Origin of the sequence: Bradyrhizobium sp. HKCCYLS2038 (genome assembly GCF_051167655.1) — a bacterium.
Lineage (GTDB): Bacteria > Pseudomonadota > Alphaproteobacteria > Rhizobiales > Xanthobacteraceae > Bradyrhizobium.
This window is the reverse complement of the sequence record NZ_JBNPTM010000004.1, coordinates 242,142-269,134: the sequence shown is the minus strand read 5'-3', so window position 1 is coordinate 269,134 and position 26,993 is coordinate 242,142. Positions and strand designations below refer to the sequence as shown.

21 protein-coding genes are annotated in these 26,993 nt (G+C 66.4%); 9 read left to right on the top strand and 12 right to left on the bottom strand.

Annotated features, from left to right (window positions below; genetic code table 11):
* Positions 1 to 27: 27 nt before the first annotated feature.
* Entirely contained in the window at positions 28 to 777 is a 750-nt protein-coding gene (locus tag ACQR1I_RS19280) for a CBS domain-containing protein (protein WP_434866128.1), read from the bottom strand.
* 96 nt (positions 778 to 873) lie between these two features.
* On the bottom strand, positions 874 to 2,424 hold the full coding sequence (locus ACQR1I_RS19275; RefSeq protein WP_434866127.1) for an AMP-binding protein: 1,551 nt from the start codon (positions 2,422 to 2,424) through the stop codon (positions 874 to 876).
* 325 nt (positions 2,425 to 2,749) lie between these two features.
* Between ACQR1I_RS19275 and ACQR1I_RS19270 the strand changes: the two genes are divergently transcribed.
* Positions 2,750 to 3,937 (top strand): ABC transporter substrate-binding protein, encoded by a 1,188-nt coding sequence (locus tag ACQR1I_RS19270; protein WP_434866126.1) that lies wholly within the window; start codon positions 2,750 to 2,752, stop codon positions 3,935 to 3,937.
* A 165-nt stretch (positions 3,938 to 4,102) separates the two neighbouring features.
* On the opposite strand, the gene ACQR1I_RS19265 is transcribed toward ACQR1I_RS19270, so the two are convergent.
* Genes ACQR1I_RS19265 through ACQR1I_RS19250 form a run of 4 tightly spaced genes read right to left on the bottom strand, consistent with a single transcriptional unit; the run spans position 4,103 to position 8,712 of the window.
* Entirely contained in the window at positions 4,103 to 4,495 is a 393-nt protein-coding gene (locus tag ACQR1I_RS19265) for an MAPEG family protein (protein WP_434866125.1), read from the bottom strand.
* A gap of 26 nt (positions 4,496 to 4,521) precedes the next feature.
* Entirely contained in the window at positions 4,522 to 5,604 is a 1,083-nt protein-coding gene (locus ACQR1I_RS19260; protein WP_434866124.1) for a lipocalin-like domain-containing protein, read from the bottom strand.
* Positions 5,594 to 8,056, bottom strand: coding sequence for an FtsX-like permease family protein (locus tag ACQR1I_RS19255; protein WP_434866123.1), 2,463 nt, complete (start codon positions 8,054 to 8,056; stop codon positions 5,594 to 5,596). The genes ACQR1I_RS19260 and ACQR1I_RS19255 overlap by 11 nt, the downstream gene beginning before the upstream one ends.
* Positions 8,053 to 8,712 (bottom strand): ABC transporter ATP-binding protein, encoded by a 660-nt coding sequence (locus ACQR1I_RS19250; protein ID WP_434866633.1) that lies wholly within the window; start codon positions 8,710 to 8,712, stop codon positions 8,053 to 8,055. Before ACQR1I_RS19250 ends, ACQR1I_RS19255 begins: the two co-directional genes overlap by 4 nt.
* Before the next feature lie 249 nt (positions 8,713 to 8,961).
* Here ACQR1I_RS19250 and ACQR1I_RS19245 point away from each other — a divergent pair, with 249 nt between their 5' ends.
* Positions 8,962 to 10,269, top strand: a complete 1,308-nt coding sequence (locus tag ACQR1I_RS19245; RefSeq protein WP_434866122.1) for an MFS transporter — start codon at positions 8,962 to 8,964, stop codon at positions 10,267 to 10,269.
* Between the two features lie 57 nt (positions 10,270 to 10,326).
* Entirely contained in the window at positions 10,327 to 11,205 is an 879-nt protein-coding gene (locus ACQR1I_RS19240; protein ID WP_434866121.1) for a tetratricopeptide repeat protein, read from the top strand.
* A 231-nt stretch (positions 11,206 to 11,436) separates the two neighbouring features.
* On the opposite strand, the gene ACQR1I_RS19235 is transcribed toward ACQR1I_RS19240, so the two are convergent.
* Positions 11,437 to 13,155, bottom strand: coding sequence for an N-acyl-D-amino-acid deacylase family protein (locus ACQR1I_RS19235; RefSeq protein WP_434866120.1), 1,719 nt, complete (start codon positions 13,153 to 13,155; stop codon positions 11,437 to 11,439).
* Between the two features lie 427 nt (positions 13,156 to 13,582).
* Positions 13,583 to 14,809 carry an MFS transporter gene (locus ACQR1I_RS19230; RefSeq protein WP_434866119.1) on the bottom strand — a complete coding sequence of 409 codons (1,227 nt, stop codon included), beginning with the start codon at positions 14,807 to 14,809 and terminating at the stop codon, positions 13,583 to 13,585.
* A gap of 422 nt (positions 14,810 to 15,231) precedes the next feature.
* On the opposite strand from ACQR1I_RS19230, the gene ACQR1I_RS19225 reads away from it, so the two are divergent.
* The 3 genes from ACQR1I_RS19225 to ACQR1I_RS19215 are packed head-to-tail and all read left to right on the top strand — an operon-like array spanning position 15,232 to position 17,851.
* A complete protein-coding gene (locus ACQR1I_RS19225) occupies positions 15,232 to 16,002 on the top strand; it encodes an ABC transporter permease (RefSeq protein WP_434888756.1) in 771 nt (256 codons plus the stop codon).
* Positions 15,999 to 16,817: an ABC transporter ATP-binding protein gene (locus ACQR1I_RS19220; RefSeq protein WP_434866117.1), complete on the top strand. Its 819-nt coding sequence runs from the start codon at positions 15,999 to 16,001 to the stop codon at positions 16,815 to 16,817. The genes ACQR1I_RS19225 and ACQR1I_RS19220 overlap by 4 nt, the downstream gene beginning before the upstream one ends.
* 38 nt (positions 16,818 to 16,855) lie before the next feature.
* Positions 16,856 to 17,851, top strand: coding sequence for an ABC transporter substrate-binding protein (locus ACQR1I_RS19215; protein WP_434866116.1), 996 nt, complete (start codon positions 16,856 to 16,858; stop codon positions 17,849 to 17,851).
* A 130-nt stretch (positions 17,852 to 17,981) separates the two neighbouring features.
* Here the strand turns inward: ACQR1I_RS19215 and ACQR1I_RS19210 are convergent, their stop codons facing one another.
* Positions 17,982 to 19,106, bottom strand: coding sequence for a TAXI family TRAP transporter solute-binding subunit (locus ACQR1I_RS19210; protein ID WP_434866115.1), 1,125 nt, complete (start codon positions 19,104 to 19,106; stop codon positions 17,982 to 17,984).
* A 483-nt stretch (positions 19,107 to 19,589) separates the two neighbouring features.
* On the opposite strand from ACQR1I_RS19210, the gene ACQR1I_RS19205 reads away from it, so the two are divergent.
* The 3 genes from ACQR1I_RS19205 (at position 19,590) to ACQR1I_RS19195 (ending at position 22,195) form a co-directional block, all read left to right on the top strand.
* On the top strand, positions 19,590 to 20,606 hold the full coding sequence (locus tag ACQR1I_RS19205) for an ABC transporter substrate-binding protein (RefSeq protein ID WP_434866114.1): 1,017 nt from the start codon (positions 19,590 to 19,592) through the stop codon (positions 20,604 to 20,606).
* 229 nt (positions 20,607 to 20,835) lie between these two features.
* Entirely contained in the window at positions 20,836 to 21,054 is a 219-nt protein-coding gene (locus ACQR1I_RS19200; protein ID WP_434866113.1) for a hypothetical protein, read from the top strand.
* Positions 21,017 to 22,195 (top strand): hypothetical protein, encoded by a 1,179-nt coding sequence (locus ACQR1I_RS19195; protein WP_434866112.1) that lies wholly within the window; start codon positions 21,017 to 21,019, stop codon positions 22,193 to 22,195. Before ACQR1I_RS19200 ends, ACQR1I_RS19195 begins: the two co-directional genes overlap by 38 nt.
* Before the next feature lie 11 nt (positions 22,196 to 22,206).
* Here ACQR1I_RS19195 and ACQR1I_RS19190 read toward each other — a convergent pair whose 3' ends face one another.
* The 3 genes from ACQR1I_RS19190 to soxB form a co-directional block, all read right to left on the bottom strand.
* Positions 22,207 to 23,826, bottom strand: coding sequence for a GMC family oxidoreductase (locus ACQR1I_RS19190; protein ID WP_434866632.1), 1,620 nt, complete (start codon positions 23,824 to 23,826; stop codon positions 22,207 to 22,209).
* A gap of 188 nt (positions 23,827 to 24,014) precedes the next feature.
* Entirely contained in the window at positions 24,015 to 25,055 is a 1,041-nt protein-coding gene (locus tag ACQR1I_RS19185; RefSeq protein WP_434866111.1) for an MBL fold metallo-hydrolase, read from the bottom strand.
* A gap of 99 nt (positions 25,056 to 25,154) precedes the next feature.
* Entirely contained in the window at positions 25,155 to 26,903 is a 1,749-nt protein-coding gene (gene soxB, locus ACQR1I_RS19180; protein WP_434866110.1) for a thiosulfohydrolase SoxB, read from the bottom strand.
* Positions 26,904 to 26,993 lie beyond the last annotated feature (90 nt).

Sequence of the window (26,993 nt, the reverse complement as noted above, 5' to 3'; positions counted from 1 at the left end):
GATGACGCGACGCAACGGCGATCCTCCTCACAGCGGCTGGTCGTCATCGGTCGACGGCTGGCTCTGCAGCGAGACGATGTCGCCGCCGCCATAATCCTCCTCCGGAGGCGGATAGACCCACATGTGATCGTGCACGTCCTTCACGCCCGGCACGCTCTTGGCCGCCACGATGGCGGTGGCCCGCTCGCCTTCGCTTCGCACCGCGCCGCTCAGATGGGCGATGCCATGGCGGACCACCACGTTGAAGCGGCAGTGCTTGCAGGCGGCGTGGTCGAGCGAATCGAGGATGGCAGTGCGGATCGCGTCATCGTCGGCGCCGGGCGCCGGCACGGTCGCCGCCAGATCGGCCAGGGTCTGCACGAAGTCGGTATGCGTCACCATGCCGACCAGCCGGTCGCCGCTGATGACCGGAAGGCGCTTGATGTTGCGCTTCTCCATGGTTTCGGCGATCTCGGCCAGGCTGGCATCCGCACTGACGGTGACCGGCGGCCGGCTCATGATGTCGCCGACGGTGCGGCCATGGGAATGGACGAAGTCGGCGCCGATGCGGCCGCGTCCGACCAGCAGATCGAGCCAGCGGCCTTGCTTGCGCTCGGTGCCGAGCTCGGCACGGCGCAGGAAGTCGCCGTCAGTGACCATGCCGACGAGCCGGCCGGCGGCGTCGACCACCGGCAGGCCGCCGATATGGTTCCGCAGCATGATCCGCGCCGCCTCGGCCACCGGCGTTCCGGGCGTGACGGTGATCACCGATCGGGTCATGATTTGATGAGCGCGCATGTCGTCGTCTCGTGCAAAATGCTGCGGCTGCAATCGGTGAAGCATAGTCCCGCCGCAGGGCGCGCGCTTGACCAGGATCAACCCGACCGCACCGTTCTACACGATCCGCGAGGTCTTGTTGCCCCAGTATCGGTCGCGCAGCAGCCGCTTGTAGAGCTTGCCGGTCGGCAGCCGCGGCAGTTCCTTCTCGAAGTCGATCGAGCGCGGCACCTTCTGCCGCGACAGCGACTGCCGGCAGAACGCGATCAGTTCCTCTTCCAGATCGGGACCGGGCATGATGCCCGACATCGGCTGGATCACCGCCTTCACCTCCTCGCCGAGATCGGCATTGGGCACGCCGAACACGGCGGCATCGGCGACCTTTGGATGGGTGATGAGCAGGTTCTCGCATTCCTGCGGATAGATGTTCACGCCGCCGGAGATGATCATGAAGGTGGCGCGGTCGGTGAGGTAGAGATAGCCGTCGGCATCGACATAGCCGACGTCGCCGACCGTCGACATCGTGCCGTCGGCCGAGCGCGCCTCCTTGGTGCGCTCCGGATCGTTGAAATACTCGAACGGCGAGCCGGTCTTGAACCAGACGGTGCCGGGAGTACCGACCGGGCAGGGCTGCATGGCCTCATCGAGGATGTGCAGGTCGCCGAACAGCACCTTGCCGACGGAGCCGCGATGCGCGAGCCATTGCTCGCTGTCGCAGGCGGTGAAGCCGAGGCCTTCGGTCGCGCCGTAATATTCGTGGATGATCGGTCCCCACCATTTGATCATGTCCTCCTTGACCTGCGCCGGGCAGGGCGCGGCGGCATGGATCGCGATCTCGAGCGAGGACAGGTCGTAGCGGTTGCGCACCTCCGCTGGCAGCTTCAGCATGCGCGAGAACATCGTCGGCACCAGCTGGGTGTGGGTGATGCCCCATTGCTGGACGAGCTCGAGATAGCGCTCGGGGTCGAAATTCTCCATGATGATGGCGGTGCCGCCGCTGCGGATGGTGAGATTGACCGCGGCCTGCGGCGCGGAGTGATACAGCGGCGCCGGCGACAGATAGATCATGCCCTCGCGATAGCGCCACAGCTTCTCGAGGAAGTCGAAGATCGGCAGCTGCTGCACCGGCGGCTGCTCGGGCAGCGGCCGCAGGATGCCCTTCGGCCGGCCGGTGGTGCCGGACGAGTACAGCATCGCCGTGCCCACGCACTCATCGGCAATCGGCGTCGCCGGCAGGCCTGCGGTCGCCTCCGCCAGCCCCACGATGCGGTCGCTCTCGCCCGGACCATCGGCCACGATGCACAGCTCGATGCCCGGCGCCTCCTTGAGCGCCTCGCGCGCGACGTCGAGCTTGGCGACCGAGGTGATCAGGAGCCGCGACTGGCTGTTGTTGAGAATGTAGCCGAGCTCGCCCGCGGTGAGATAGGAGTTCACGCAGGTGAAATAGAGCCCTGAGCGCTCGCCGGCGCCGCATGCTTCGAGATAGCGGCCGTTGTTCTCCATGAAGATCGAATAATGGTCGAGCCGCTTCAGGCCGTGCTGGCGGAGCAGATGCGCCAGCCGGTTCGAGCGCGCCTCCAGCTCGCGATAGGTCACCGCCTCGCCGGTGGAGGCCATGATGAAGGCGGGTTGCAGCGGGCGCAGTTTTGCGTGCTTGCCGGTGTACATGCGTTCTCCCTCCGGGCGCTTGCCGTTCGGCCGCAGCACAGCGCGCGATGGCGGGAGGGGCAGGGCATCGCCTTCAGGCCCGACGCCGACGCGGAATCACCACGCCGTACGCCCTCAGGCTGTTTCCTTCCACACGCACCATCCCTGCGGGACGGCTCTTTGTTGCTTGGGGAAGAATGTAGCGGAGGAGCTCCCCGCCCTCAACATGGCTCTCAGCCCTTTGGCCAGGGCGGGAAGGGATGGGCGCGGCCGGGGTTCTGACATAACATGAGCGCGCATTCCAACGAATGACATCGCAAAACCAAGAAACTCTGGGAGACACCACATGAAATCGGGCTTGCTGGCTTTTGCTGCGGTGGGCGCGCTGCTTTCAGCGGCGCCGGCGTCGGCACAGGTCAAGATCGGCATCCTCAACGACCAGTCCGGCGTCTATGCCGACTACGGCGGCAAATATTCCGTCGAGGCCGCCAAGATGGCGATCGAGGATTTCGGCGGCGAGGTGCTGGGGCAGAAGATCGAGCTGGTCACGGCCGATCACCAGAACAAGCCGGACCTCGCCTCGTCGATCGCGCGGCGCTGGTACGACACCGAAGGTGTCGACATGATCACCGAGTTGACGACCTCCTCGGTCGCGCTCGCGATCCAGGAGCTGTCGAAGGAAAAGAAGAAGATCGACATCGTCGTCGGCGCCGCGACCTCGCGCATCACGGGCGATGCCTGCACGCCCTACGGCTTCCACTGGGCCTATGACACGCGCGCGCTCGCGGTTGGCACCGGCGGCGCGCTGGTCGAATCCGGCGGCGACAGCTGGTTCTTCATGACCGCCGACTATGCCTTCGGCTATGCGCTGGAAAAGGACACCAGCGACATCGTGACCTCGAAGGGCGGCAAGGTGCTGGGCTCGGTGCGCATCCCGCTCAACTCGTCGGACTTCTCGTCCTTCCTGCTGCAGGCGCAGAGCTCGAAGGCGAAGATCATCGGGCTCGCCAATGCCGGCCTCGACACCACCAACTCGATCAAGCAGGCGGCCGAGTTCGGTATCGTCAAGGGTGGCCAGAAGCTCGCCGGCCTGCTCATGACCCTGGCCGAGGTGCACGGCCTCGGGCTCGAGGCGGCGCAGGGCCTGGTGCTGACCGAGGGCTTCTACTGGGATCACGACGACAAGGCCCGCGCCCTCGGCGAGCGCTTCATGAAGCGCACCGGGCGGATGCCGAGCATGATCCACGCCGGCACCTATTCGGCGACGCTGTCCTATCTGAAGGCGGTCAAGGCCGCCGGCACTAAGGACTCCGACGCCGTCGCGGCCAAGCTGAAGGAGCTGCCGGTCGACGATGCCTTCGCGCAAGGCAAGGTGCTCGCCAACGGCCGCATGGTTCACGACATGTATCTGTTCGAGGTCAAGAAGCCGTCGGAATCGAAGAAGCCGTGGGACTACTACAAGCAGCTCGCCACCGTGCCCGGCGACAAGGCGTTCTTCTCCGCCAAGGACAGCGGCTGCCCGCTGACGAAGTAGGCCTGCTCCACCATCGGTGTCGTCCCGGCCCAGTGCGCAATCGCGCACGCGGAGCCGGGACCCATACCGCGTGATCCATCTTGTGGCACGCTGAGCGTAGAACCGGCGCGGGCAAGAACACCCGCCGGTGGCTATGGGTCCCGGCTCAAGGCCGGGACGACGGTGTTATCCGTGCAGCATCCGCCAGAGGATCACGGCCAGATCGCCGACCAGCAGCACGGATGCGGCTAGCACCTGGACGCCGAAGCCGGGGCCGCGCTTGTTGGCGGCCTTGGTGTAGGACAGCATGTACATCACGCGGCCGGCGATCCAGACCAGGCCGATCAGCGCGGCGATCGCGTCGCTGACGTAGATCGCGAACAGCCACAGCGCCGGCAGGAAGATCGGCAGCCATTCCAGCGTGTTCATCTGGACCCGGAAGACGCGCTCGAAATCGGCATTGCCGGTCGTGGCGGGGGCCTTGACGCCAAACTTGCCGCGAGCACGTCCGACCGCCAGGCCCATGTAGAAATAGAGCATCAGTGCGAGCACCGTGACCAGTGCCGTGAAGTGATACATGCGCGGTTCCCCCTTGTGAGCGTCTTCTAATAGCCGGTCAGCTCGAGATAGCCCACTCCCGTGTGGCTGCCCTTGAAGCTGATCGGACCTTCCCAATACGGCACGCTCGTGCCCATCCAGGCGTTTGGATTGAGCGGCATCGAGTCGACGGTGATGCCGAGCGCCGATATCTCGATGTGCCATCCGACCGGCAGCCTGTGCTCGCCGATCACGGCCGTCTGCTTCGGGGTCATGACGATGTCGTTCGGGCCAAGCCTGCGCACGGCGCCGTCGGGGGTCGCCCAGCTGCCGGACGTGTAGTCGCCATTGCCCTGCCGCATCCGGTACAGCATCAGCTTCTCGCCGCCCGAGCAATGCAGCGCGAACCAGTCCCAGCCGCTCTGGTCGGGCGCGAGCGGCTGGCTGCTGCATTCGCGATCGAGCCAGGCGACGCCGGTGACATCGATCGGCTGATCGTCGAAGCTGAGACGGCCGCGCGCCCGGTAGAACGGCTGGCTGTAGTAGTAGGACGCCTGGCGGCGTTCTGATCGCTGATTGTAGCCGTGGTCGCCCTGCAGCACCAGCGGACCATCCGCCTCCAGATGCAGCGCATAGGAGAAGTCCGGGCCCGCCGCGTTCATGTCGAGCGGCGACAGCGTTTGATCGTCGGTGGCCGCGCTGCCGCGCAGCTGCCAATCGTCGATCCAGGCCTGGAACGGCGTGGCCACGACACCGGCCTGTCCGACGCCGCCGCGCGCATATTTCTCGGTCGTGCGATGACTGTCGGCGCGCGTAACAGCGGCATGCGCCATCCACAGCTGCTGATTATCCCAGCCTTCGGCTTCAGGACCCGGCCGCGACGACGAGCGGAACAGCGTCCATTGCAGCCCGTAGGCCTTGCCGTCGGCATCGCTGAGGTTCGCGGTGACGTACCACCATTCGATCCGAAAATCCGGATGCTGGCCGTGATCCCTCGGGAAGACGAACTCTTTCCCGGGGAGCACCTGGGCAAAGCCGTCGGGATTGTCGCTCAGCCCGGCAAAGCCCTGCGCGCGGGCGAGCGACGGCATGGCCAGGAGGCCAAGGCCGCCGATCAGGCGGCGTCGCGTGATCGTTGCTCTAGCGCTCAATGGTGAAGGTCCTCACCAGTTGGGCCGGCTGCATCCGCGCCAGCCGCAGCACGGGGAGCAGCGAGGCCACCAGCGCCGCGATCAGCGTGACGACTAGGAGGCGGATCAGTTGCAGCGGAAACACGTCGAACGGCAGCCGCCAGCCGAATGCCTTGACGTTGACGATCGCGATCAGGCACCAGGCGACGACGAGCCCGAGCGGCAGCGCCAGCAGCGCGGTGAGGCCGGCCAGCGACAGCGTCTTCAACAGCTCGACCTCGGCGAGCCGACGCCGCGTCAGCCCGATCGCCCAGAGCGGCGCGAGCTGCGGCAGGCGGGAGTTCGCGAGCGTCAGCAGGCTGGTCAGCAGCGCGATCGCGGCGACGCCAAGCGTGAAGGTGTTGAGCGCGCCGGTCACCGCAAAGGTGCGCGTGAAGGTCTGCTTCGATTCTCGTTTCACGCTGGCCTGATCGACGACGTTGCGGCCATCGAGGCCGAACTTGGCGCCGAGGTCGGCGATCAGCCCGGGCACGTCGGCGGCCGCCGCGCGGACCGCCATGCGGGTGATCGGCGTCGCTGGAAAACGCCGCGTCAGCGCGGCGACGTTGACCGTGACCTGCCCCTTCGGATTGCCGTAGTCGGCATAGATGCCGGCGATGCTGATGCGCCAGTCGCCGGTCGGCGCTGATACGTCGATGCTGTCGCCGAGCGACAGATTGAGCCGGCGTGCCAGCTGTTCGCTGACGAAGCCGGCATCGCCGCGCACCAGCTGCTTCCACGCGTCGTCTCCGGCCTGCAGCAGCGGCCAGTGGTCGCGATAGGTGGCGTGATCGGGCAGGCCGAGCACGTCGATCGGCTCGCCCGCGAGCTGGGTCTCCGCGCGGCCGCCGGGCAGCACGGCCTGGACATCGGGGCGCGCGCGCAGCCAGGTCTGGATCTCGCGCGCCTGCGCTTCATCCGGGGCGCTGATGTAGACGTCGGCGGCGAGCCGGCCGTCGAGCCAGACCAGGAAGGTGCGGCTGAACGTCTCCACCATCGTCGCGACGCCGACATTGACGGCAAGCGCCATCAGCAGCGCCATCAGCGCCAGCGACAGACCGGAGATCTGCTGGCGGCTGTCGGCCCAGAACCACTGTGCCAGCGCCGCACGCGCGCCGCGCTCGCCGAGACGCAGCACGAGCTCCAAGATCGCCGGCAGCAACAGCGCGGCGCCGAGCATCATCGCCGCGAGCACGCCGAAGCCAGCCAGCAGCGACTGCCCGAGCCATAGCAGCAGGCCCGCGGCCGCGAAGAAGGCGAGTGCGACGGCGCTCTGCAGCCGCAGCCAGCGCCGCTGTGCCTCCTGCCAGGCGTAGGGCTGCGCCGTCGAAAGGATCGGCAGCCGCATCGATTTGATCAGGCTGGTGGTGGCGGCCGCGAGTGCGCCGGCGATGCAGATGACGAGGCCGGCCAGCCACCACTCGGGCCGCAGGCTCAGCTCGCCCGGCACCTGCGCGCCGTAGAGCCCGCGCAACGACGCGGCGACGTTCGGCAGCAGCGTCGCCGCGATGACATAGCCGCAGACCAGGCCGATGGCGCCCGCCACCAGCGCGAACGCGATGAGCTCGCCGATCAGCACGGCGTTGAGCTGGCGCGCCGACACGCCGCAGGCGCGCAAGGTGCGTAGCACCGGCAGGCGCTGCTCGAAGGCGAGCCCGATCGCGGAATTGACGATGAACAGGCCGACGACGAACGACAGCAGGCCGAAGGCGGTGAGGTTGAGATGGAAGCTGTCGGTGAGCCGCTCCAGGTCGGTCTCGGCCTCGGGTTCGACCTGCTGCAGGCGGCCGCCGGCGAAGGTTTGCAACGCCGGCAGCTTGCCCGTCGTCTTGCCGAGCAGCAGCCGCGAGATCTGTCCGGGCTTGTCGAGCAGCCGCTGCGCGTCGCCGATATCGACGACGAGTACGCCGGGCGCGAGCTGCTGTTGCGCCATCAGCGGCGGCAGCGCGGCGTCGTTGCTCAGCCGCGGCGTCGCGCCGTCCTTGTAGCCGAGATCGGCCAGCGTCTCCGGCGAGATCAACGTGCGATGTGGCGGCGTGAGAAACGCCGCGAGTTCGCTGCGCCCGACCGTCGGCGCATTGCCGACCTCCCTGGGGATGCTGAACGGCTCGATGCCGAGCAGCCGGATCGATCGGCCGTCGATCTGCACGCGGCCTTCGACCACCGGCGACACCGGCCAGCCGGCGCGGCGCAGTTCGGCGAACACGCTCTGCGGCAGCATCTTGCCGTCGCGCGCGACCAGCATCGGCGTGCGCGCGCCGCCGAAGATCGCGGCTGCGCGGTCGTAGGAGCTGCGCGCCTGCTGGTTCAGCGCCTGCACGCCGCTCCACAGCGCGGTCGCCGAGATCAGCCCGATCAGCAAGGTCGCGAGCTGCATCGGATGCCGGCGCCAGTGGCTGAGCAGCACGGCGAGAATCCACAGCGCCCGCCTCATGCGACGCGGCCCGCATGCAGATGGACGTGGCGGTCGAGCATCGCGGCGAGCCGCGCGCTGTGCGTCACCATCAGGAAGCCGCAGCCGGTGCGCGTGACGAGGTCGCGCGTCAGCGCCATCACCTCGTCGGCGGTGTCCTCGTCAAGATTGCCGGTCGGCTCATCCGCGAGCAGCAGGCTCGGCTTGATCGCCAGCGCGCGGCCGATCGCGACGCGCTGCTGCTGGCCGCCCGACAATTGCTCGGGATAGCGCTTCAGCAGCGGCTTCAGTCCGAGCCGCTCCGCCAATTCGGTGTGCCACGCCGGATCATGTCGCCCGGCGAGCCGCGCCTGGAAACTGAGATTGTCCTGAACCGACAGGCTCGGCACCAGATTGAACTGCTGAAACACGAGGCCGAGCCGCTCGCGCCGGATCGCCGCGCGTCCGGCGTCATCGAGCGCACCGACCGACGCGCCATCGAGCATGATCTCGCCGCCGTCGGCCGCATCGAGGCCGGCGATGAGATGCAGCAGCGTGCTCTTGCCCGAGCCGGATTCGCCGGTCAGCGCGACGCGCTCGCCAGGGGAGACGTCGAGGTCGACGCCGCGCAGAACGTTGATCGGCTCGCCGCCGGATCGATAGGACTTGGTGAGATGACGGACACTGAGCACGAGCATGTCTTGCGGTTGTTGCATCACAACATAACAAGGGCCAACGCGAACATCACGTGCTCGTTCTTGGCAGGGCACATGATGTGATCACCCAATCAGGTTGCAGCGGTCGCGTCGCGCAGCCCAGGATTGGAAATTCTCGCGCTGCAACAATGACTTAGCTCATGAAGCGGTTGCCCGCGACGATACTTCGTGGGTAGCATCTTGGAACGCCCGAACCACAGAGGCGGATCAAGACGATCACGGGGAAGCACCATGGCGCCCACGACGCTCAAGAGCTCATCGCGCGGGAGCGCGACGCCCACGCCGAAAGGCGCCTGGAAGATGACCTTCCTGCTGTTCCTGTTCATGCTGGTGAACTTCGCCGACAAGATCGTGGTCGGACTCGCCGGCGTGCCGATCATGACCGAGCTCAATCTCGACGCTGGGCAGTTCGGCCTGCTCGGCTCCGCGTTCTTCCTGCTGTTCTCGATCGCGGCGATCGTGGTCGGCTTCATCGTCAACAAGGTGCCGACGCGCTGGGTGCTGCTGGTGCTGGCGCTGATCTGGGCGGTCGCGCAATTCCCCATGGTCGGCACCGTCGGCTTCGCCACCCTGCTGATCTGCCGCATCATTCTCGGCGCCGGCGAAGGGCCGGCGGGATCGGTCGCCATCCACGCGGTCTACAAGTGGTTTCCGGACGAGAAGCGCGCGATGCCCACGGCGATCCTGTCGCAGGGCTCCGCCTTCGGCGTTATCCTCGCCGTGCCCGCGCTGAACTGGGTGATCGTGAACTACAGCTGGCACCACGCGTTCGGCGTTCTCGGAGTTGTCGGACTGATATGGAGTGCGGCGTGGCTGTGGCTTGGCCGGGAAGGACCGCTGGGCGACATCGAGCTTGCCGGCGTAAGCGAGCAGCGTGTGCCCTATCTGCAGCTGCTGACGTCGCGGACCTTCGTCGGCTGCGTCGCCTCGACCTTCGGCGCCTATTGGGCGCTGTCGCTCGGACTGACCTGGTTCACGCCGTTTCTGGTCAAAGGGCTCGGCTTGTCGCAGCAGCAGGCCGGCCTCATCTCGATCCTGCCGTGGATCTTCGGTGCCTGCGTCGTGCTGACCACGGGCTGGTTCTCGCAGATGCTGATGGCGCGCGGCGCCTCGACGCGCGTGGCGCGCGGCGTGCTCGGCGCGATGCCGCTCATGATCGGTGGCGTCCTGATGGCGGCGACGCCGCATGTCGATGCGGCCTCGGCCAAGATCGCGATGCTGGTGGTCGGATCGGGCCTGTGCGGATCGATCTACGTCGTCTGTCCGCCGATGATCGGCGAGTTCACCCCGGTCGCGCAACGCGGCGCAGCCATGGCGATCTACGGCGCGCTCTTCACGCTCGCCGGCATCGTCGCGCCCTTTGTGATGGGCAGGATGATTCAGGCCTCGGGCAGCTTGATGGAAGGCTACATGGCCGGCTACACCGTCAACGCGGTCATCATGGTGATCTCCGGCCTGCTGGGCATGGCGTTGCTCTGGCCCGACACCGAGCGCGCCCGCCTGCAGGCGCGGCAGGGTGCGGCGCCGGAGTTTGCGTGATACATGAGTGGGGGCCATCGCAAGGTGGCCCCGCATTCATCCGCTGTGAGGTTGCGCGTGCTTCGCCTGTTCTCCCATATGTTGCATTACTGGCGCGGTGCGCGATGCCTGAAGTCCGATGACTTCCCCGGCGCCCTTTTTCATTTTAGCAAGGTGATCCAGCTCAACCCGCGCAATCATTTCGCCTACCACAATCGCGGCGTGGCGCTTCAGGGCATGGGCAGCTATGCGAGCTCGATCGACGATTTCGGCCTGGCCCTCGGGCTGAAGGCCAATGCGCAGACCCACGGAGCCCGCGGCGTGTCGCGGAAGTTTCTCGGCGATGTCGATGGCGCCATCGACGACCAGCTGCGCTCGCTGGCCCTGGAGCCCAAGCTCGCTTTGGCTCATGGCGAACTGGCGGGGCTCTACAACATGAAAGGCGATTCCGATCGAGCGCTGGTTCAGGGCACGACGGCGATTGGCTTGGACCCCAAGGACCCGATCTTGCACAGGGGCCGTGGCTACGTTCAATTCTGCCGCGGCCGATTCGAAGCCGCGGCGGCGGACATGGAAGCCTCGCTCGCGCTCCAGTTCGATCCCCATGCGGCCCTGTTTCTGTATTTGTCGCTCGCACGCGTGCCCGGGCGCGTCAGACCGGACCTCACCGCGCTGGCGGCGCGCTACACCGAGGCGCGGTGGCCGGGGCCGGTGTTCGGACTTCTGACGGAGCGTTCGACGCCGGAGGAGGTGCTGCAGGCGGCCACAACGTCTGCGGAACAGGCCGAAGCCTATTTCTACATCGGCGAGTGGCATCTCCTGAACGGCCGCAATGAAGATGCCTGCGGAGCTCTCGAGATTGCCCTTCGCTCATTGCCGCCGTGGTTCAACGAGCATTCCGCCGCGCAAGCCGAGCTCGCAAGGTTTGCCGATCATGCGGTGGCCGCGGTCCGCTGACGTCGCAGCTCGCCGTGGCTAGCAAGTCCGGCAACGCGCAGCGTTGGCGGACGCCGACCCGGGACCCATACGCCGCGGCGTATGGGGCTGGGCGGAATCGATCGACCAGCGTACCTCGAACCTCTCCCTGGGAGTATGGATCCCGGATCGGCGCGCGCGTGCCGCGCGCTTGTCCGGGACGACAGCGAGTTTGAGGCGCGCGCTGTGCAGCTCAGGCTAAGCGGGCAGCTATCATTGCATCCCGCTCCGCGCCCCCCTGACCAGCCGTCCCGGCCGCGCACCGGTGGCTTCGCCGTGCCGGCGCGTCACCACACCCGACACGATCGTCGCATCGTAGCCGTCGACTTCCTGCATCAGGCGGCGGCCGCCGACCGGCAGGTCGTAGTGCACCTTGGGCGGATGCAGATGTAGCCGGTCGTAATCGATCACGTTGACGTCCGCCTTGTAGCCGGGCGCGATCAGGCCGCGATCGTCGAGGCCGACCGACAGCGCGGTCTTGCGCGACTGGACCGCGACCACGAACGGGATCGACAGCTTGTCACCACGCCGGCGATCGCGGGTCCAGTGCGTCAGCAGATAGGTCGGGAAGCTGGCGTCGCAGATGATGCCGCAATGCGCACCGCCGTCGCTCAGGCCGGGCACGCTGCGCGGATCGCGCAGCATCTCATAGGTGGCGTCGAGATTGCCGTCCGAATAGTTGAGGAACGGCACGTAGAGCATGCCGCGTCCGCCATCGATCAACATCGCATCATAGGCCAGCTCTTCGGGGCGGCAGAAGCGGGCGCGAGCCTGGGCGCCGAGCGAGCGTTCCGGCGGCTGCTCGTAATCGGGCGGATCGCCGAGCAGATACATCTTGTCGTAGTTCGGCTTGAAGAACAGCGGGTCGTCGGTGGCGCTGGCCTGCTCGCTCAGGATGGCTGCGCGGACCTGCGGGTCACGCATGCGGGTGACGCGCTCAGCCAGCGGCAGCTGCGCGATCGCCTGGTAGCTCGGGTGCGTCTGCAGCGGATTCCGCGACAATTCCAGCCCGAGCAGCAGCCCGACCGGGCGCGCCGCGATCTGCGCCGTCACCGACAGGCCGCGCGCGGCGGCGGCGTTGATCTCGGCCAGCGTCTGCCGCCAGCGCTGCGGCGCGCGGTCGTTCTGTGTCACCGAGAACGAGATCGGGCATCTGGTCTGGTCCGCGATGCGCAGCATCATCGGCAAGTCTTCATGGATCGTGGAGATGTCGAGCACGAATTGCAGCACGGTGCGGCCGGCGCTGTGCATCGCGCTCGCAATCGTCGTCAGCTCGTCCTCGCTGGCCTTGAGCGTCGGCGTGTAGTCTCCTGTCGAGGTGCGATGGTTGAGTGTGCGCGAGGTCGAGAAGCCCAGTGCGCCGGCCTTGACCGCATCGCGCGCCAGCGCCGCCATCGTGCGGTTGTCGTCGGCGGTGGCCGGATCGCGCCGTGCGCCGCGCTCGCCCATCACATAGACGCGCAGCGCCGCATGCGGCAGCTGGGCGCCGATGTCGAGATCGAAGGCGCGCTTGCCCAGCCACTCCATATAGTCCGGAAAGCTCTCCCACTCCCAGGGAATGCCGGCCTCGAGCACCGGCTCGGGAATGTCCTCGACGCCCTCCATCAGCTGGATCAGCCGCTGATGATCGGCCGGCCGGCACGGCGCGAAGCCGACGCCGCAATTGCCCATGATCGCCGTGGTGACGCCGTTCTGCGATGAGGGCGAGATGTCGTGGCTCCAGGTGACCTGGCCGTCGTAGTGGGTGTGGACGTCGACGAAGCCGGGCGTGACGAGCTTGCCGCGCGCATCGATCTCCTCGCGACCGGTGGTGCCGACCTTGCCGACCTCGATGATGCGACCGCCTGCGATCGCGACATCAGCCTCATACAGCTCGCCGCCCGACCCATCGGCAAGGGTCCCGCCGCGGATCACGAGATCAGGCTGCGTCATGGCGTGTCTTCCCCGGATGCTTGTTGTTGTGGTCATCATCGGCGGCTGGGGGATGATGTCAACCTGCGAGGAAGCCGGGTGTGTCTCGTGTCCTATGCGCTGTCGATATGATTTAGACAGCGCAGCTTGAGCAATCTCTCCAAGGCTCTGAATCGGCAGGTTCGAGCTGTTTCCACCACGGCGGTGCGCTCCCCTCCCCCCTGCGGGGAGGGGTTGGGGGTGGGGGTCTCCGGGCGTCGCCCCAAGTGATGAGAAGTAATGGACCCAGGGGACTTAGAACGAAGCGGTATGGATATGGCAGGCACACATCACGGAATTCAGTGCCCGTGGACCCCCACCCCCGACCCCTCCCCGCAAGGGGGAGGGGAGTCGACTGCGCGTGGGGGGAGATCTCCGTATGCGATGATGGGCGAGAAGCCACTGCGATCTATGCAGCCTTCACCTTCTTCGGCTCGGTGAAGAACGCCAGCACGATGGTCAGCAGCATGAATACGACTGACGTGCCGAACACCCAGCGGGGAGCGTTCATGTCCATGATCCAGCCGAACAGCAGAGGGCTGACGACGCCGGCGAAGTTGAAGCCGGTCGAGACGATGCCGAAAGCGCGGCCTGCGGCGCCGGGAGGGGCGGCGTTGCGCACCAGCATGTCGCGCGACGGCGCGATCACGCCGCTCATGAAGCCGGCGGTCAGCATGATCGCGACCAGCAGCACCGTCGGCAGGCTGACGAAGGTGATGATCAGCACCAGCACCGCGTTGATCGCGTAGGCGACGGCGGCGACCAGATTGTGGTGGCGGATGCGGTCGGCGAGCTGGCCGCCGGCGAGCACGCCGACGGCGCTGGCGCCGAGAAACGCGGTCAGTGCGATGTTCGCGGTCGAGAACGAGATGCCGTAGCCGTTCATGAACGCGACCACGCCGAAGCTGGAAATGCCGGCGTTGGACAGGCTGAGCAGCATGAAGAACACCGTCAGTAGCATCAGCATCGGCGTCAGCAGGCTCGGCTGCTTGACCCTGGAGCCGTCGGCATGCGTCGGGTGCGGATGCGGCGGCACCTCCGGCACGTTGCCGACGAGCAGCAGCAGCGCGGCGAGCGGACCGACCAGGCCGGCCGCGATCAGCGCGCCCGAGCCGCCGACGGTGGTCACCAGCGCGGCCATGACAGCCGGCGCGACCGCGCCGCCGAGATAGCCGGCGAAGGTGTGCACGCCGAAGGCGCGGCCCATCCGCTTCTCTTCCATATGCGCCGACAGCAGCGCGTAGTCCGACGGATGATAGACCGAGTTGGCGAGACCGAGCAGCACCGCCGACACGATCAGGCTGGCATAGGTGAGATAGAGGCCGAGCATCGCCAAGGACAGGCCGCCGAGCGTGAGGCCCAGCAGCAGGATGCGCCGCGCGCCGGCGCGGTCGACGAGATAGCCGACCGGAGCCTGGGTCAGCGCGGAGACCACGGCGAACACGGTGAGCGGAAAGCCGAGCTCGACATAGCCGACACTGAGCTTGTCCTTCAGATACGGAAACAGCATCGGCAGCACGAGCATGTGCAGGTGGCTGACCCAGTGCGCCAGCGAAATCAGCGCCAGCGTGCGCAGCGACGACGCAGCCCGGACCGGAGCACCGGTATGTTGCGATGCGGCGAGAACGTCAGCCATGGTCGATCCGTCGGGCCTTCGGAGTCAGGAATGGAACTGGAGAATTGAAGCGGTCGAGAGCACCGCATGCGGCGCCTCGCCGCAACGATCACACTATCGGCGATTGTGGTTCATTGTCCATGAACGCGACTGCATGGCACGTGCGCGTAGCTCACGCCTGGCCCGCGCGAGCTGCTCAAATTCATCGGTCTCCCGCTCGCTGACGACCGGGGTGCTACCGATTCGCGCCGTCATGTCGGCCGGCCAAAATAGCAGCGCGCCGCTAATGCGCAGGCAACTCCCGCGCGTGACGGCGGCTTCTCGCCATCCGCGAGCCACATTTCGTTGACCGTGCAAGTTGTTGCCGGTGCAACTTGTGTGGTCATGCTGCATGTCCTATGGTTCGGCGTGTGCGTTAGTCGAGCAGTATGAGTTGGTGTGACATGCATGTGCGTGTGCTGAGAGCGTTCGCGCTGCGTCTCGCGCCTTGGCTGTGCGTCCTGCTGCTGTGGTACGCCGTGCGACTGAGCGGCTTCGTCAACGAGGTCCTGGTTCCGGCTCCGCAGCAGGTCGCCGCCCGCTTCGTCGATCTGCTGCTGCATCACGGCCTGCTGTACGACATCTTCGCCTCCGCCCGCCGCGTCGTGCTGGGCGTCGCGCTCGGCATTCTCGCGGCGGTTCCCGTCGGCTTCCTGATCGGCTGGTATCGACCGGCCCGCAGCTTCGCCGACCCGCTGATCAACTTCTTCCGCGCGCTGCCGCCGATCGCGCTGATCCCGCTGGTGATCGTCTATTTCGGCGTCGACGAGCTCGCCAAGCTGGTGATCCTGTTCTACGCGGCGTTCTTCTCCGGCGTGATCGTGATGTATGAGGGGGTCTCGCAGATTACGCCGCTCTACATCCGCGTCGCCCAGACGCTCGGCGCGAGTGAGTTCGAGACCTTTCTGAAGGTGATCATTCCGCTCACGGTGCCGCATATCCTGACGGCGCTGCGGGTGGCGCTCGGTGTGACCTGGGCGACACTGGTCGCCTCCGAGCTCATCGCCGCGCAGCGCGGGCTCGGTGCGACGATCCAGAATGCCTCGACCTATTTCCTGCTCGACGTGATCTATGTCGGCATCATCTGCATCGGTTGCGTCGCCCTGATCATGGACACAATCCTGCGCCGGCTCAGCGCCTGGCTGCTGGTCTGGCAGGATCGGGCCGTCTCATGACGAACGATTCCGGAGCACGGCGGGCGCGGTTCGATCACGTGTCGCTGCAGTACGCGACGGCGAGCGGCCCGCTGACGGTGATCGACGACGTCAGCTACGACATCAACGAACGCGACTTCGTCGCCGTGATCGGCCCGTCCGGATGCGGCAAGACCACGATGCTGAACATGCTCGCCGGCTTCCAGAAGCCGACCACCGGGCGCGTCCTGTTCGACGGCGCCCCGGTCGCGGGGCCTGGTCCCGAGCGCGGCGTGATCTTCCAGGAGTATGGCGTGTTTCCCTGGCTCACCGTGCGCGACAACATCGCGTTCGGGCTGCGCCTCAACGCCAACCGGGTCTCGGCGGCCGAGCGTGACGAGATCTGCGCGCATTATCTCGATCTGATGGGGCTGACCGAGTTCGCCGACGCCTACCCCAAGCATCTCTCCGGCGGCATGCGCCAGCGCTTGGCGATCGCGCGCGTCTACGCCGTCAAGCCGCGCTTCCTGCTGATGGACGAGCCGTTCGGCGCGCTCGATGCGCAGACCCGTATCCACATGCAGAACCTGCTGCTTCGGGTGCTGGCGGCCGAACGCAAGACGGTGATGCTGATCACGCATTCGGTCGAGGAAGCCGTCTTCCTCGCCTCGCGGATCGTGATCGTGACGGCGCGGCCGGCGCGCATCAAGGAAATCGTCGAGGTGCCGTTCGGCTATCCCAGGGCCGAGCAGCTCCGCGACGGCAAGGCGTTCGCCGAGTTGCGGGCGCGTGTCAGCCGGCTCGTCATGGACGAGTACAACGCGCCGGCCCCGCGACGGACCGTTGCAGCAGACTGAGCAACAAGCTTGAGCAACAACAACAAGGGAGGCGTATCATGGATCGGAGACAATTCTTGGTCACGGCGGCCGGGGGCGTGCTTGGCGGCACCGCGCTGGCAGCTCCGGCAATCGCGCAGGCGAAGACCCGCATTCGCGTCGGCTACCTGCACACCCTCGCCGTCGACGGCCAGATCTGGACCGGCGTGGACAGGGGCTCGTTCGACAAGCAGGGGCTGGAGCTCGAGCTGCGCCAATTCAACACCGGTCTCGAACTGTTTCAGGCCCTGATCGGCGGCAGTCTCGACGTGCTCGCCACCGGAGCCGTGGTGTCCAATTTCCCGGCGCGTGGCCAGGGCAAGGTGTTCCTGATCAACGACATCGAGGTTGCGACGGCACAGCTCTGGGTTCGCTCCGACCAGGGCATCGCGTCGTTCGCCGACCTCAAGGGCAAGCGGATCGCGACCACCACCGGCACGACCGCGCATGTCTTCCTCGACAAGGCGCTGCGCGCCAACAACGTCGACCCCAAGGAGGTCGAGCTCGTCAACCAGGCCATGCCGGCGGCGGTGACGGCCTTCATCTCCGGCGCGGTGCCCGCGGTCGCGCTCTGGGTTCCGTTCAACATCACGGTGCGTGACAAGGTGCCGGGCGCGGTCAAGCTCACCGACGCCTCGGCCTATTACCCGCAGGCCGCCATCATGGGCGGCTGGGCCGCCAGCAACAATTACTACGATGCCAACAAGGACGCGCTCGCCCGCCTGATCGCGGGATGGGCCGAGGCCAACGATCATCTCATCGCCCATAGCGAGGAGGCGCTGGAAGCGCTGCAGAAGGCACACTACGGCCAGACACCGCTGTCCGACCTGAAGGAACAGTTCGGCGCCCAGAAGATGTTCACCTCGCAGCAGTGGAAGCCGATGTACGCCGATGGCACCGTGACCAAATGGCTGCAGCAGTCGACCGACTTCTTCATGGCCAATGCCGGCATAAAGGAGTTCACGCCGGCCAGCAGCTATTTCGATTCGAGCCTGTATCTCAAGACGGTGGCGTGAGTTGCGCCGGGACGTTCGTCGAACCCGTCAGCGGTGGCCTGACCGCCGCTGCCGGAGCTCGGCGATCGGATCATCGTCGCGAGCGCTCAGAGATGACGCGTGAGAACGGAGGTCACGCGTCGTGTGCTTTCTATTGTCGCTTGCGCTCGCTCTCCGACCACTCGCGAAACTCGCGAAACAGGCGCTGCTTGTCGGCTGCGGATTCCGTGACCGCGCCGCCCTGCGCGCGGGCCGCACGGAATTGCTCGAACTGCGCCTGCTGGAGCAGGTCTTGCGCCAGCGGAAAGCGCTGCCATCCCGGCAGGTCCCGGCTGACATCGACCTCCCGCCACTTCGGATGCCGCGGCGGCTTCTTCAGGTCGGGCAGGCGAGCAAACAGCTCCTCGACGAACCTTGCCACGCGGCGATAGCGCTCGCTAGCCGGCGGCCAATTGTTGGTGATGAGAACGGAATCCACGCTCACGGTCTGCACCGCCTGGCCGGAGTCCATCAGGTTCGGATACAGCGCCGGCTCGAGCTGGCCGGGTTGGTACACGTTCTGCAGGCTGCGGCTGTAGGGCACTTCGAGCAGATGCAGATTGTCGCTGGCCGAGAGCCGGGCCAGAAGATTGGCGGGCTTGCCGGAAAAAACCACGGTGGCCGCAAGCTCGCCCTTCTTGATCGCCTCGATCGCGTCGGCCTGACTGAGGTTGACCTCCTGGACCGAGATGCCGAGCAGTCCGAACACGTCGCGCGCCGTGATCTGCGTCGTCGAGCCGGGCTCGGAGAAGTTCACCTTCTTCCGGGCCAGTTCCTCGATCGTCTTGATGTTGCGGCTGGCGACGACGTGCATCTCCTCGGCGAACAGCCGCGTGATGTAGGTCAATCGCGTTTCCAGGTTGGCGCCCAGTTCGCCGGTCGATGCGAAATAGCGCAGCATCTGCGTCGAGGTCAGCCCGATGTCGACACCGCGCAGATAGAGAACGTCGCGGATGTTCTGCGCGCCGCCGAGGCCCACGATCGGAAGCAGCCGTAGATTGTCGTTGTTGAGAACCACGGCGAGATCATGCGTGATGTCGAGATAGGTTTCCTCCGGGCTGCCGGCCACGATCGCCACCGTGTTGGCGTTGAGCTTGGCCTTCCATTGCTCTTCGAGGCGAGGAGCCCGCGGTGGCTCGGCCGCCGCGTTCTGCTCGATCGCGAGCGCGGGAGTGATTGCGACGCCAGCGATCCCGACGCCTGTGATCGCGAGCAGGACTGCGAGGATGGCCGCCATGCGCCGCGGGACTCGACGCCCATGAGCGCGCCGGCCGATCAGTGTCGCTGTGGGGTGGCTCACCTTCCGGGGCTGCTTGCTGTTTGCACCGTCGATCATCGGACCCTCCAGAGCATGGATCTGCAGACAACGCAGGCGTGTACGATCAGCGGTGCGCGAAATTCATCGCTGCGCAACCTGTCGGTGCGTAGTGTCGTCGCGCCGGCGAAGATTTAGCGAGATCAAGGCGGTTGTTTGATCGCTCTTGCAATTTTAAGGGATCAAGTCGACAAAAATAAAGCAGAGATTGAGGCGGTTGTCATGATCAGGCCATACATACCTGAGTTGTTTGATCGGATCGACGCTCGCCGGCGCTCTTGATGTTCGCCGACGAGTCGCGAGGGAGAGCGGACGCCGGGGCGCGTCGTCCGCTGGGCGTGGTGATGTCGTGAGGGCACGCAGCCGGTGATGCGGCCGCGGACGACGCATGTGGAGAGAAGCTTCATGGATCGGCGCAGATTCGTAACGACGACGTGCGGATCGCTCGGCTTGGCGGCCGTCGGCATCTCAGCACTCGCTGCTCCCGCGCTGGCGCTCGCGCAGGCGCGAACGAAGATTCGCGTGGGCCATCTGCATACGCTCGCCGTCGACGGCCAGATCTGGCTGGCGGATCATCTCGGGTCCTGGGCGAGGAACGGGCTCGATCCGCAGTTCAAGGAGTTCAAGACCGGCATCGAGCTGTTCACGGCGCTGTCGGCCAATGAAATCGATATGCTGGCCACGGGCGCCGTGATCTCCAACTTCCCTGCGCGGGGCCAGGGCAAGATGTTCCTGGCCAACTCGATCGAGTTCGCCACGGCGCAACTCTGGGTCCGCGAGGACCAGGGCATCAAGCAATTCGCCGATCTGCGCGGCAAGCGCGTTGCGACGACGGCTGGAACCACCGCGCACGTCTTCCTCGACAATGCCTTGCGTGAAAACCAGTTCGCGCCGACGGATATCGAACTGGTGAGCATGCCGATGCCGGAGGCGGTCAATGCCTTCATCACCGGCAGCGTTCCCGCCGTGGCGCTGTGGGTGCCGTTCAACATCGCGGTGCGCGAGAAGGTGACCTGGGCCAAGAAGCTGCTCGATGCGGGCGCCTACTATCCGAGCGCCGCCGTCGTCGGCGGCTGGGCGACCACGGCCACCTATCTCGCCAACAACCGCCCTGTGCTGACCCGCGTGATCAAGGCCTGGACCGAGGGCAACGACATGCTGATCGCGCGATCGAACGACGCGCTCAATGTGTTGCATGAAAAATACTATGCCCAGGTTCCCGATCGCGACATGCGCGAGCAGTTCGGTGCGATGCGGGTGTTTCCGACCGCGGTGTGGCGCCGGCTCTACGGCAATGGCGCGATCACGGACTGGCTGCAACAGGTGTCGAACTTCTACGCGCGGATCGGAAAGATCGAGAAGCCGGTCGCGGCCATCGACTACTTCGATCCGAGCCTTTTCCTGTCCGTGATCAAGGCATGATGCAGGTGCAATCTAGGAGCGATCAGCGAGCGAGGCCGAATTCAGGCTTTTTCCTAATGATCCTGTTACGAACGTATTTTCCGCCACATTTTGATTTATCTTATGCTATCTTAGCGTGTCTCGTTGCTGTGGGCCGGACTTGACGATTCGGGGGTGGGGACTCGCGATGTCTGAGCAGGGCCAATGTCCGGGCAGGGCCATGTATTGACCTTGCATGGATTGACCTCGCATGAGGTCGTCGTCGCACATGCATGGCCATGCAGGCCGGACCAACGAGATCACGCTGTCGGGCGCGAATGCCGGGCGTGGCGATCAAACCGCCAGAGCGGAAGCAGGCGACGCGGCCATGTTGGCTGCTGACGGTTTGATGGCTGACCTTGCGAAACGCTCGATCGCCGCCTTGCAGGCATGTGCGACCGGCGAGGAAAGGGGGAACTGGCGTGAGTGAGCAGGACGACGACAAATCCCCCAACAGCTTGCGTTACTACGCGCCGCGGCGGTCACGTGACCCAGATGGCCGGGACGAGAACGCGGCAGACCCGCTGGCGGCAGGCGGTCATGCGACCGGAACCTCCGTCTCCAATCCGCTCGATCGCAGCGGCGATCCGTTCACCGAGGCTGTGGCCCGCGTGCAACGGCAGCGCCGCGATCCGAAGTACACGGCCGGGCCAGAACCTGTGGTCAGTCGACGAGCGCGCCATGCCGGCGTCAGGCTCGCCGCTGCGATCGCGGCGGCCATTGTGGTGGCGCTGGCCTATGTTGCCGTCTTCCCGATGGCCGGCTCCATGACCAAGGCGGCCTCGCTGTGGTCGGCTTTCAAGACCGCCTACCTTCCGGGCGCCCATGCGTCGCTCGCTCCGGCCTTGATCGTGCGTGGCAATGCTGGCCCGGCGAATGCGCCGCTGGACCTCGGCGTCGTCGTCGAAAAGCCGGCGCCGGGCATGATGGTGATCATCGGCCGGTTGCCTCTCGGCTCCCGGGTCACCGCGGGCAGGCGCGTCGGTGCTGATGAGTGGCGCATCCCCGCCGCGGACGTGGCTGAAGCCGCCATCATTCCACCGAGCGATTTTGCAGGGGAGATGATTCTGCCGCTCGACTTGCGCGATGCCGATGGGACGTCGCTGGTGAAGTCGTTCGTCCACCTGGCCTGGGCCGCTGCTCCAAGTGCTGTCCTGGTCACCGGCTCGACGACGCCAGCACCTGCGGAGCCTAAAGCGGTGCCGCACGATGCTCCCGCGGTCGCCGCGCCGCCACCCCCGGTGGCCGTGGTCGTTCCGCCCGTCGATCCCGCTCCGGGATGGACGCCGAACGAGGTCGCGGCGTTCGTGCGACGGGCCCAGGAGCTGCTGGCGAGCGGCGAGGTGCAGGCGGCACGGCTACAGCTTCTGCGCGCAGCGGAAGCCCGCGATGCGCGTGCGGCGATTCTCCTGGCCAAGACATTCGATCCGGTTTCGTTGAAGCAGTTCGGCGTCGCCGACGCCGGTGCCGATCTGGCGCAGGCGCGGATCTGGTATCAGCGCGCCCGCGAATGGGGATCCCCCGAAGCGCAACGCCAGCTCGATGCGCTGGCGAGCTACCCGCGGCGCTGAGGATCGCGCGCTCAGCGCGCGTCCGCCTGCGCCTCTCCGCCGCGGACGAGCGCCGCGCCGCGCTCGCCGATCATCAGGCTCGTGGCGTTGGTGTTGGCCGAGGTGATCTGCGGCATCACCGAGGCGTCGATGACGCGCAGCCGTTCCACGCCGCGCACGCGCAGCGCCGGATCGAGCACCGCGTCATCATCGCTGCCCATGCGGCAGGTGCCGACCGGATGAAACACCGTGCCTCCCGTGGTGCGGGCGAAATCCCACAGGCCGGACGGGGTCGCCACGTCCTCGCCGGGCGCGACCTCGATGTCCCACAGCGATCGGAACGACGGCTGCCTGAAGATGTCGCGCAGGATCTGAAGGCCGGCGACGATGGTGTCGCGGTCGATGTCATCAGTGAAGTAGTTCGGCGTGATCGTGGGCTGCGCGAATGGATCAGTCGAGCGGATCGCCACCCGGCCGCGCGAGTGCGGATGGCATTGCCAGACCGACGCGGTGAATCCCGAATAGGCGTGCAGCGGCATGCCGGGCTTGTCGACCGACAGCGGCATCACGTTGAACTGCACGTCGGGGCGCCCGCCGACGGCCAGATGCGTGCAGGCGGCGCCGCCGACCTGGCCCGCGCCCGCCGTGAGCGGACCGCTGCCGGCGAACAGCCATTGCAGTCCCATCTTGGCGAGCTCGTAGGGATTACGAACCTGATCGTTGACGGAGATCGGCTGCCGCAGTCGCACGATCATGCGCGCCTGATAATGATCCTGCAGATTGCGGCCGACCTCCGGCGCGTCGGCGATGACGGGAATGCCGAGCGGGCGCAGCAGATCGGCCGGACCGATCCCCGACATCTGCAGCAGCTGCGGCGATTGCAGCGATCCGGCCGCGAGCAGAACCTCGCGATCGGCCGAGGCGGAGACCGCGGTCCCGTCCTTGATCCATTCGACGCCGATCGCCGATTGTCCGCGGAACATCACCCGGCTGGCCTGGGCGCCGGTGACGACAGTCAGGTTGGCGCGGTCCATGACGGGGTGGAGAAATGCGGTCGCCGCGCTGGAGCGCCAATGGCGGCCGATGCCGAGTTGATAGCTGCCGACACCCAGCGTCTTCGGACCGTTGAAATCGGGATTGCGCGGCAAGCCGAATTCCGCGGCGGCATCGACCCAGGCTTTCGAGGCAGGATTCCCGGTGCGCAACTCCGAGACGGCGAACTCGCCGAGGCCGCCATGATACTGACTGTCGCCGCCCTGGTAGCGCTCGTAGCGCCGGAAGTACGGCAGCAGATCGTTGTAGCTCCAGCCGCGGGCGCCGGCACGCTCCCAATCATCGAAGCCGGCCGGCTCGCCGCGAATGAAGATCAGGCCGTTGATCGACGACGAGCCGCCGAGCACCCGGCCGCGCGGCCAGACGATGCCGCGGCCCCCGGTGATCTCGCTCGGCTCGGTCTCGAACAGGCGCGAGAAGCGCTTGTCGAAGATTGTCCGGTAGTAGCCGATCGGGATCTTGAGCCAGAAATTCCGGTCGGCCCCGCCGGCCTCGAGCAGCAGCACGCGGCACGCCGGGTCGGCTGACAACCTGTTGGCGAGTACGCATCCCGCCGAGCCGGCGCCGACGATGATGTAGTCATAACCGAGCGCCGCCATCGCAATGCCTGTCATTCCCAGGTGAGCAGATTGCGTCGATGATCACCGGCGACCATCCTCGCACCGTCTTCAACGCGGACCACGCGAGCGGACGCCGCGCCGTCATCTCACCTTATCCCGCCAAGGTTGATTGTCCATCACGGCAGGTTCATGACGCCGCGCGCGAGATCGAAGATGGCTGCGGCCTGCTAGCCGCAGATCACCGGTCCGCCGGCCTTCTTCCACGCGTCCAGCCCGCCCTCGATATGCGCCGTGTTGACCAATCCGGCCTCTTGCGCGGTCTGAACCGCCATTGCGGAGCGTTCGCCATAGGCGCAGAAGAACACGATGCGGCGGCCGGTGGCGGCAGTGACCTCGCGCAGCAGGCCGCCGGGCCGCAGATTGTCGAGGATTCCGGGATAGGGCGCATGCAGCGCGCCGGACAGCGTGCCGTGCTTGGCGCGTTCGGGCGCCTCGCGCAGGTCGACCAACAGCACGTCCGGCCGGCCCAGGCATTCGATCGCCTCGCGCGCCGACAGCGACAGGCCCTGCCGGGCCAGCTCCTCCTGATGCAGGCCGACGCGCATGTTGGCCGGCACCGCGACATCCATCATCGTCGGGTTCGGCAGCTTCAGGCTGGCCATCAGTGTCACGTACTCGTCGACGGATTTCACCTGCAGCCGCGGATTGTAGCGGCGCTCCTCGCCGATGGTTGAGACGGTGTCGCCCTTGTAGTCGTGCGCGGGATAGACCAGCGTGTCCTCGGGCAGCCGCAGCAGCTTGTGGAAAATCGACTCGTATTGCATCCGCGCGTCGCCGTTCTGAAAGTCAGTCCGGCCGGTGCCGCGGATCAGCAGCGTGTCGCCGGTGAAGACGCGATCGTCCATCAGGAAGCTGTAGGAATCGTCGGTGTGGCCCGGCGTGTACATCACGTCGAGGCTGATGCCCTCGATGGCGATCCTGTCGCCCTCGCCGACGCGCATCGCCACCACGTCGGCCTTGGTCTGCTCGCCCATGATGGTGACGCAATGGGTGCGGTCGCGCAGTGCCCCCAATCCGGTGACGTGGTCGGCATGCAGATGCGTGTCGACGGCCTTGACCAGGCGCAGGTCGAGCTCGCGCAGCAGCTGGCAGTAGCGGTCGACCTTGTCCAGCACGGGATCGATGATGACGGCCTCGCCGCCGCTGCGGCTGGCGAGAATGTAGCTGTAGGTGCCGGAGACGCTGTCGAACAATTGGCGGAAGATCATCGGCGCCTCCTCTCGAATCCCGTTGTCGCTGGTTTAGACCACGATCGGCCCGCGGTCATCGTGCAACGCGGGAGAGGTGCGTTGCATCCGCAGCGCGGTTCACGATTGCGATGCAAAGCCGGGATTGCCGTCGACGCCCGACAGCGTGACCTTGTTAGTTCCCACCAGCACCAGCTGGCCGTCGCGCAGATGAGTGGCAACGACGTCCCACACCGGCTTGCCGTCCTGTGCGTTCATCGAGGCCCAGCCGGCAACCTTGTAGCGCTTGCCGGCCGCGAGGGCCTTGCCATTGTCGAGCGTGAGATCCGAGATGCGGCGGCCGATCGCCTCGGCGGGCGTGCAGCGGTAGGACAGGCCGCCGACCCGCACCATGTCGCCGCCCTGCTGCAGGTAGGGATCGGCGTTGAAGAGATTGTCGCAGACGTCCTCGAGCACGTCCTTGATCTGGGCTCCCGTCATCGGCTGCACATAGGTCTCGGGATAGCTGATCGCGGTCTGCGCCAGCACGTCCTCGAGCAGGATGGACTGGCTCGCGAGCATCGTCGTGCCCCAGCGGAACCCCGGCGACAGCGCGATCTCGGTATCGAGCTCGCGGCGCAGCGCCGCGCAGATCAGGTCGTCGGTCGCGCCTTCGAAATTGCCGCGTCGGTACAGCAAGCGGTCCGAGGTCGCGAGCTTCTCGCTCCAGGCCGCGACCTGCGGCTGCTGCGTCTGGTCGATCAGCGCTTGCATCGCCGGATCGGGCTTCAATAGCTCCGAATAGACCGGCAGCAGCCGATAGCGCACATCGGCGACACGGCCCTTGCCGATGTCGAGATCGAGCACGGCGACAAACTTGCCGTTGGAGCCGGCATTGGTGACGAGCGTCGTGCCCTTGGCGTTGCTGACGGCGACCGGTTGCGGAACCGCGTCATGGGTATGCCCGCCGAGAATGACGTCGATGCCGGTGACGCGGCTGGCGAGCTTGAGGTCGACATCCATGCCGTTGTGCGACAGCAGGATGACAGCATCGACCTTGTCGGCGCCGCGCAACGCATCCACCAGCTTCTGCAACTCCTCCTCGCGAATGCCAAAACTCCAGTCCGGCGTGAAGCGGCGCGGATGGGCGATCGGCACGTAGGGGAAGGCCTGGCCGATCACCGCGATGCGCGCGCCGCCGATCTCCCTGATCATGGCCGGCTTGAAGACGCGGCCGGAGCCGGCGTCGAACGCCTTGGCGTCGTTGAACGCGGCCTCCTCGGTCAGGAACACGTTCTGCGCCAGGAACTCGCCCTTGAAGCGGGCGAGATTGGCGCGCAGCGCCGCCTCGCCGTAGGTGAACTCCCAATGCCCCGTCATCGCATCGACGCCGAGCAGGTTGGCCGCGCTCACCATGTCCGCGCCGCGCATCGCGTTGGAAAGCCCGGTGCCCTGCCAGAGATCGCCGCCGTCGAGCAGCAGCGAGCGATGGTCGCCAGCATCGGCGCGCAGCTTGTCGATCAGGGTCTTCAGATGCGCGAAGCCGCCCATCCGGCCAAAGCGCCCGGAATACTTTTCGAACTCGAACGAGGTGAAGGCATAGGCCTCGGCGCTGTCGGGCCGGATGCCGTAGCGGTCGAGGAAGGCGCGCTCGACCAGATGCGGCGGCCGTCCCCACATCTCGCCGATGCCGAGATTGACGTTGGGCTCGCGGAAGAACACCGGCCGCAGCTGCGCATGCGTGTCTGTGATGTGCAGGATGCGGGCGTTGCCGAACTTCTCGACGTCGTAAAGGCTGACGGTGTCGGCGGCGCGGGCGCTGCGCAGCAGCGCCGGTGCGGCGAGCGCGGCGGCACCTGACAGTTTCAGAAATTCCCGGCGCCGAATCATGGCTCGCGTCCTAGACCGTGATGCGATTCCATGGAATCGCATCATGATCCATCCCTTTGTTTGAGCATGATCCACTTTTCCGGATCATGT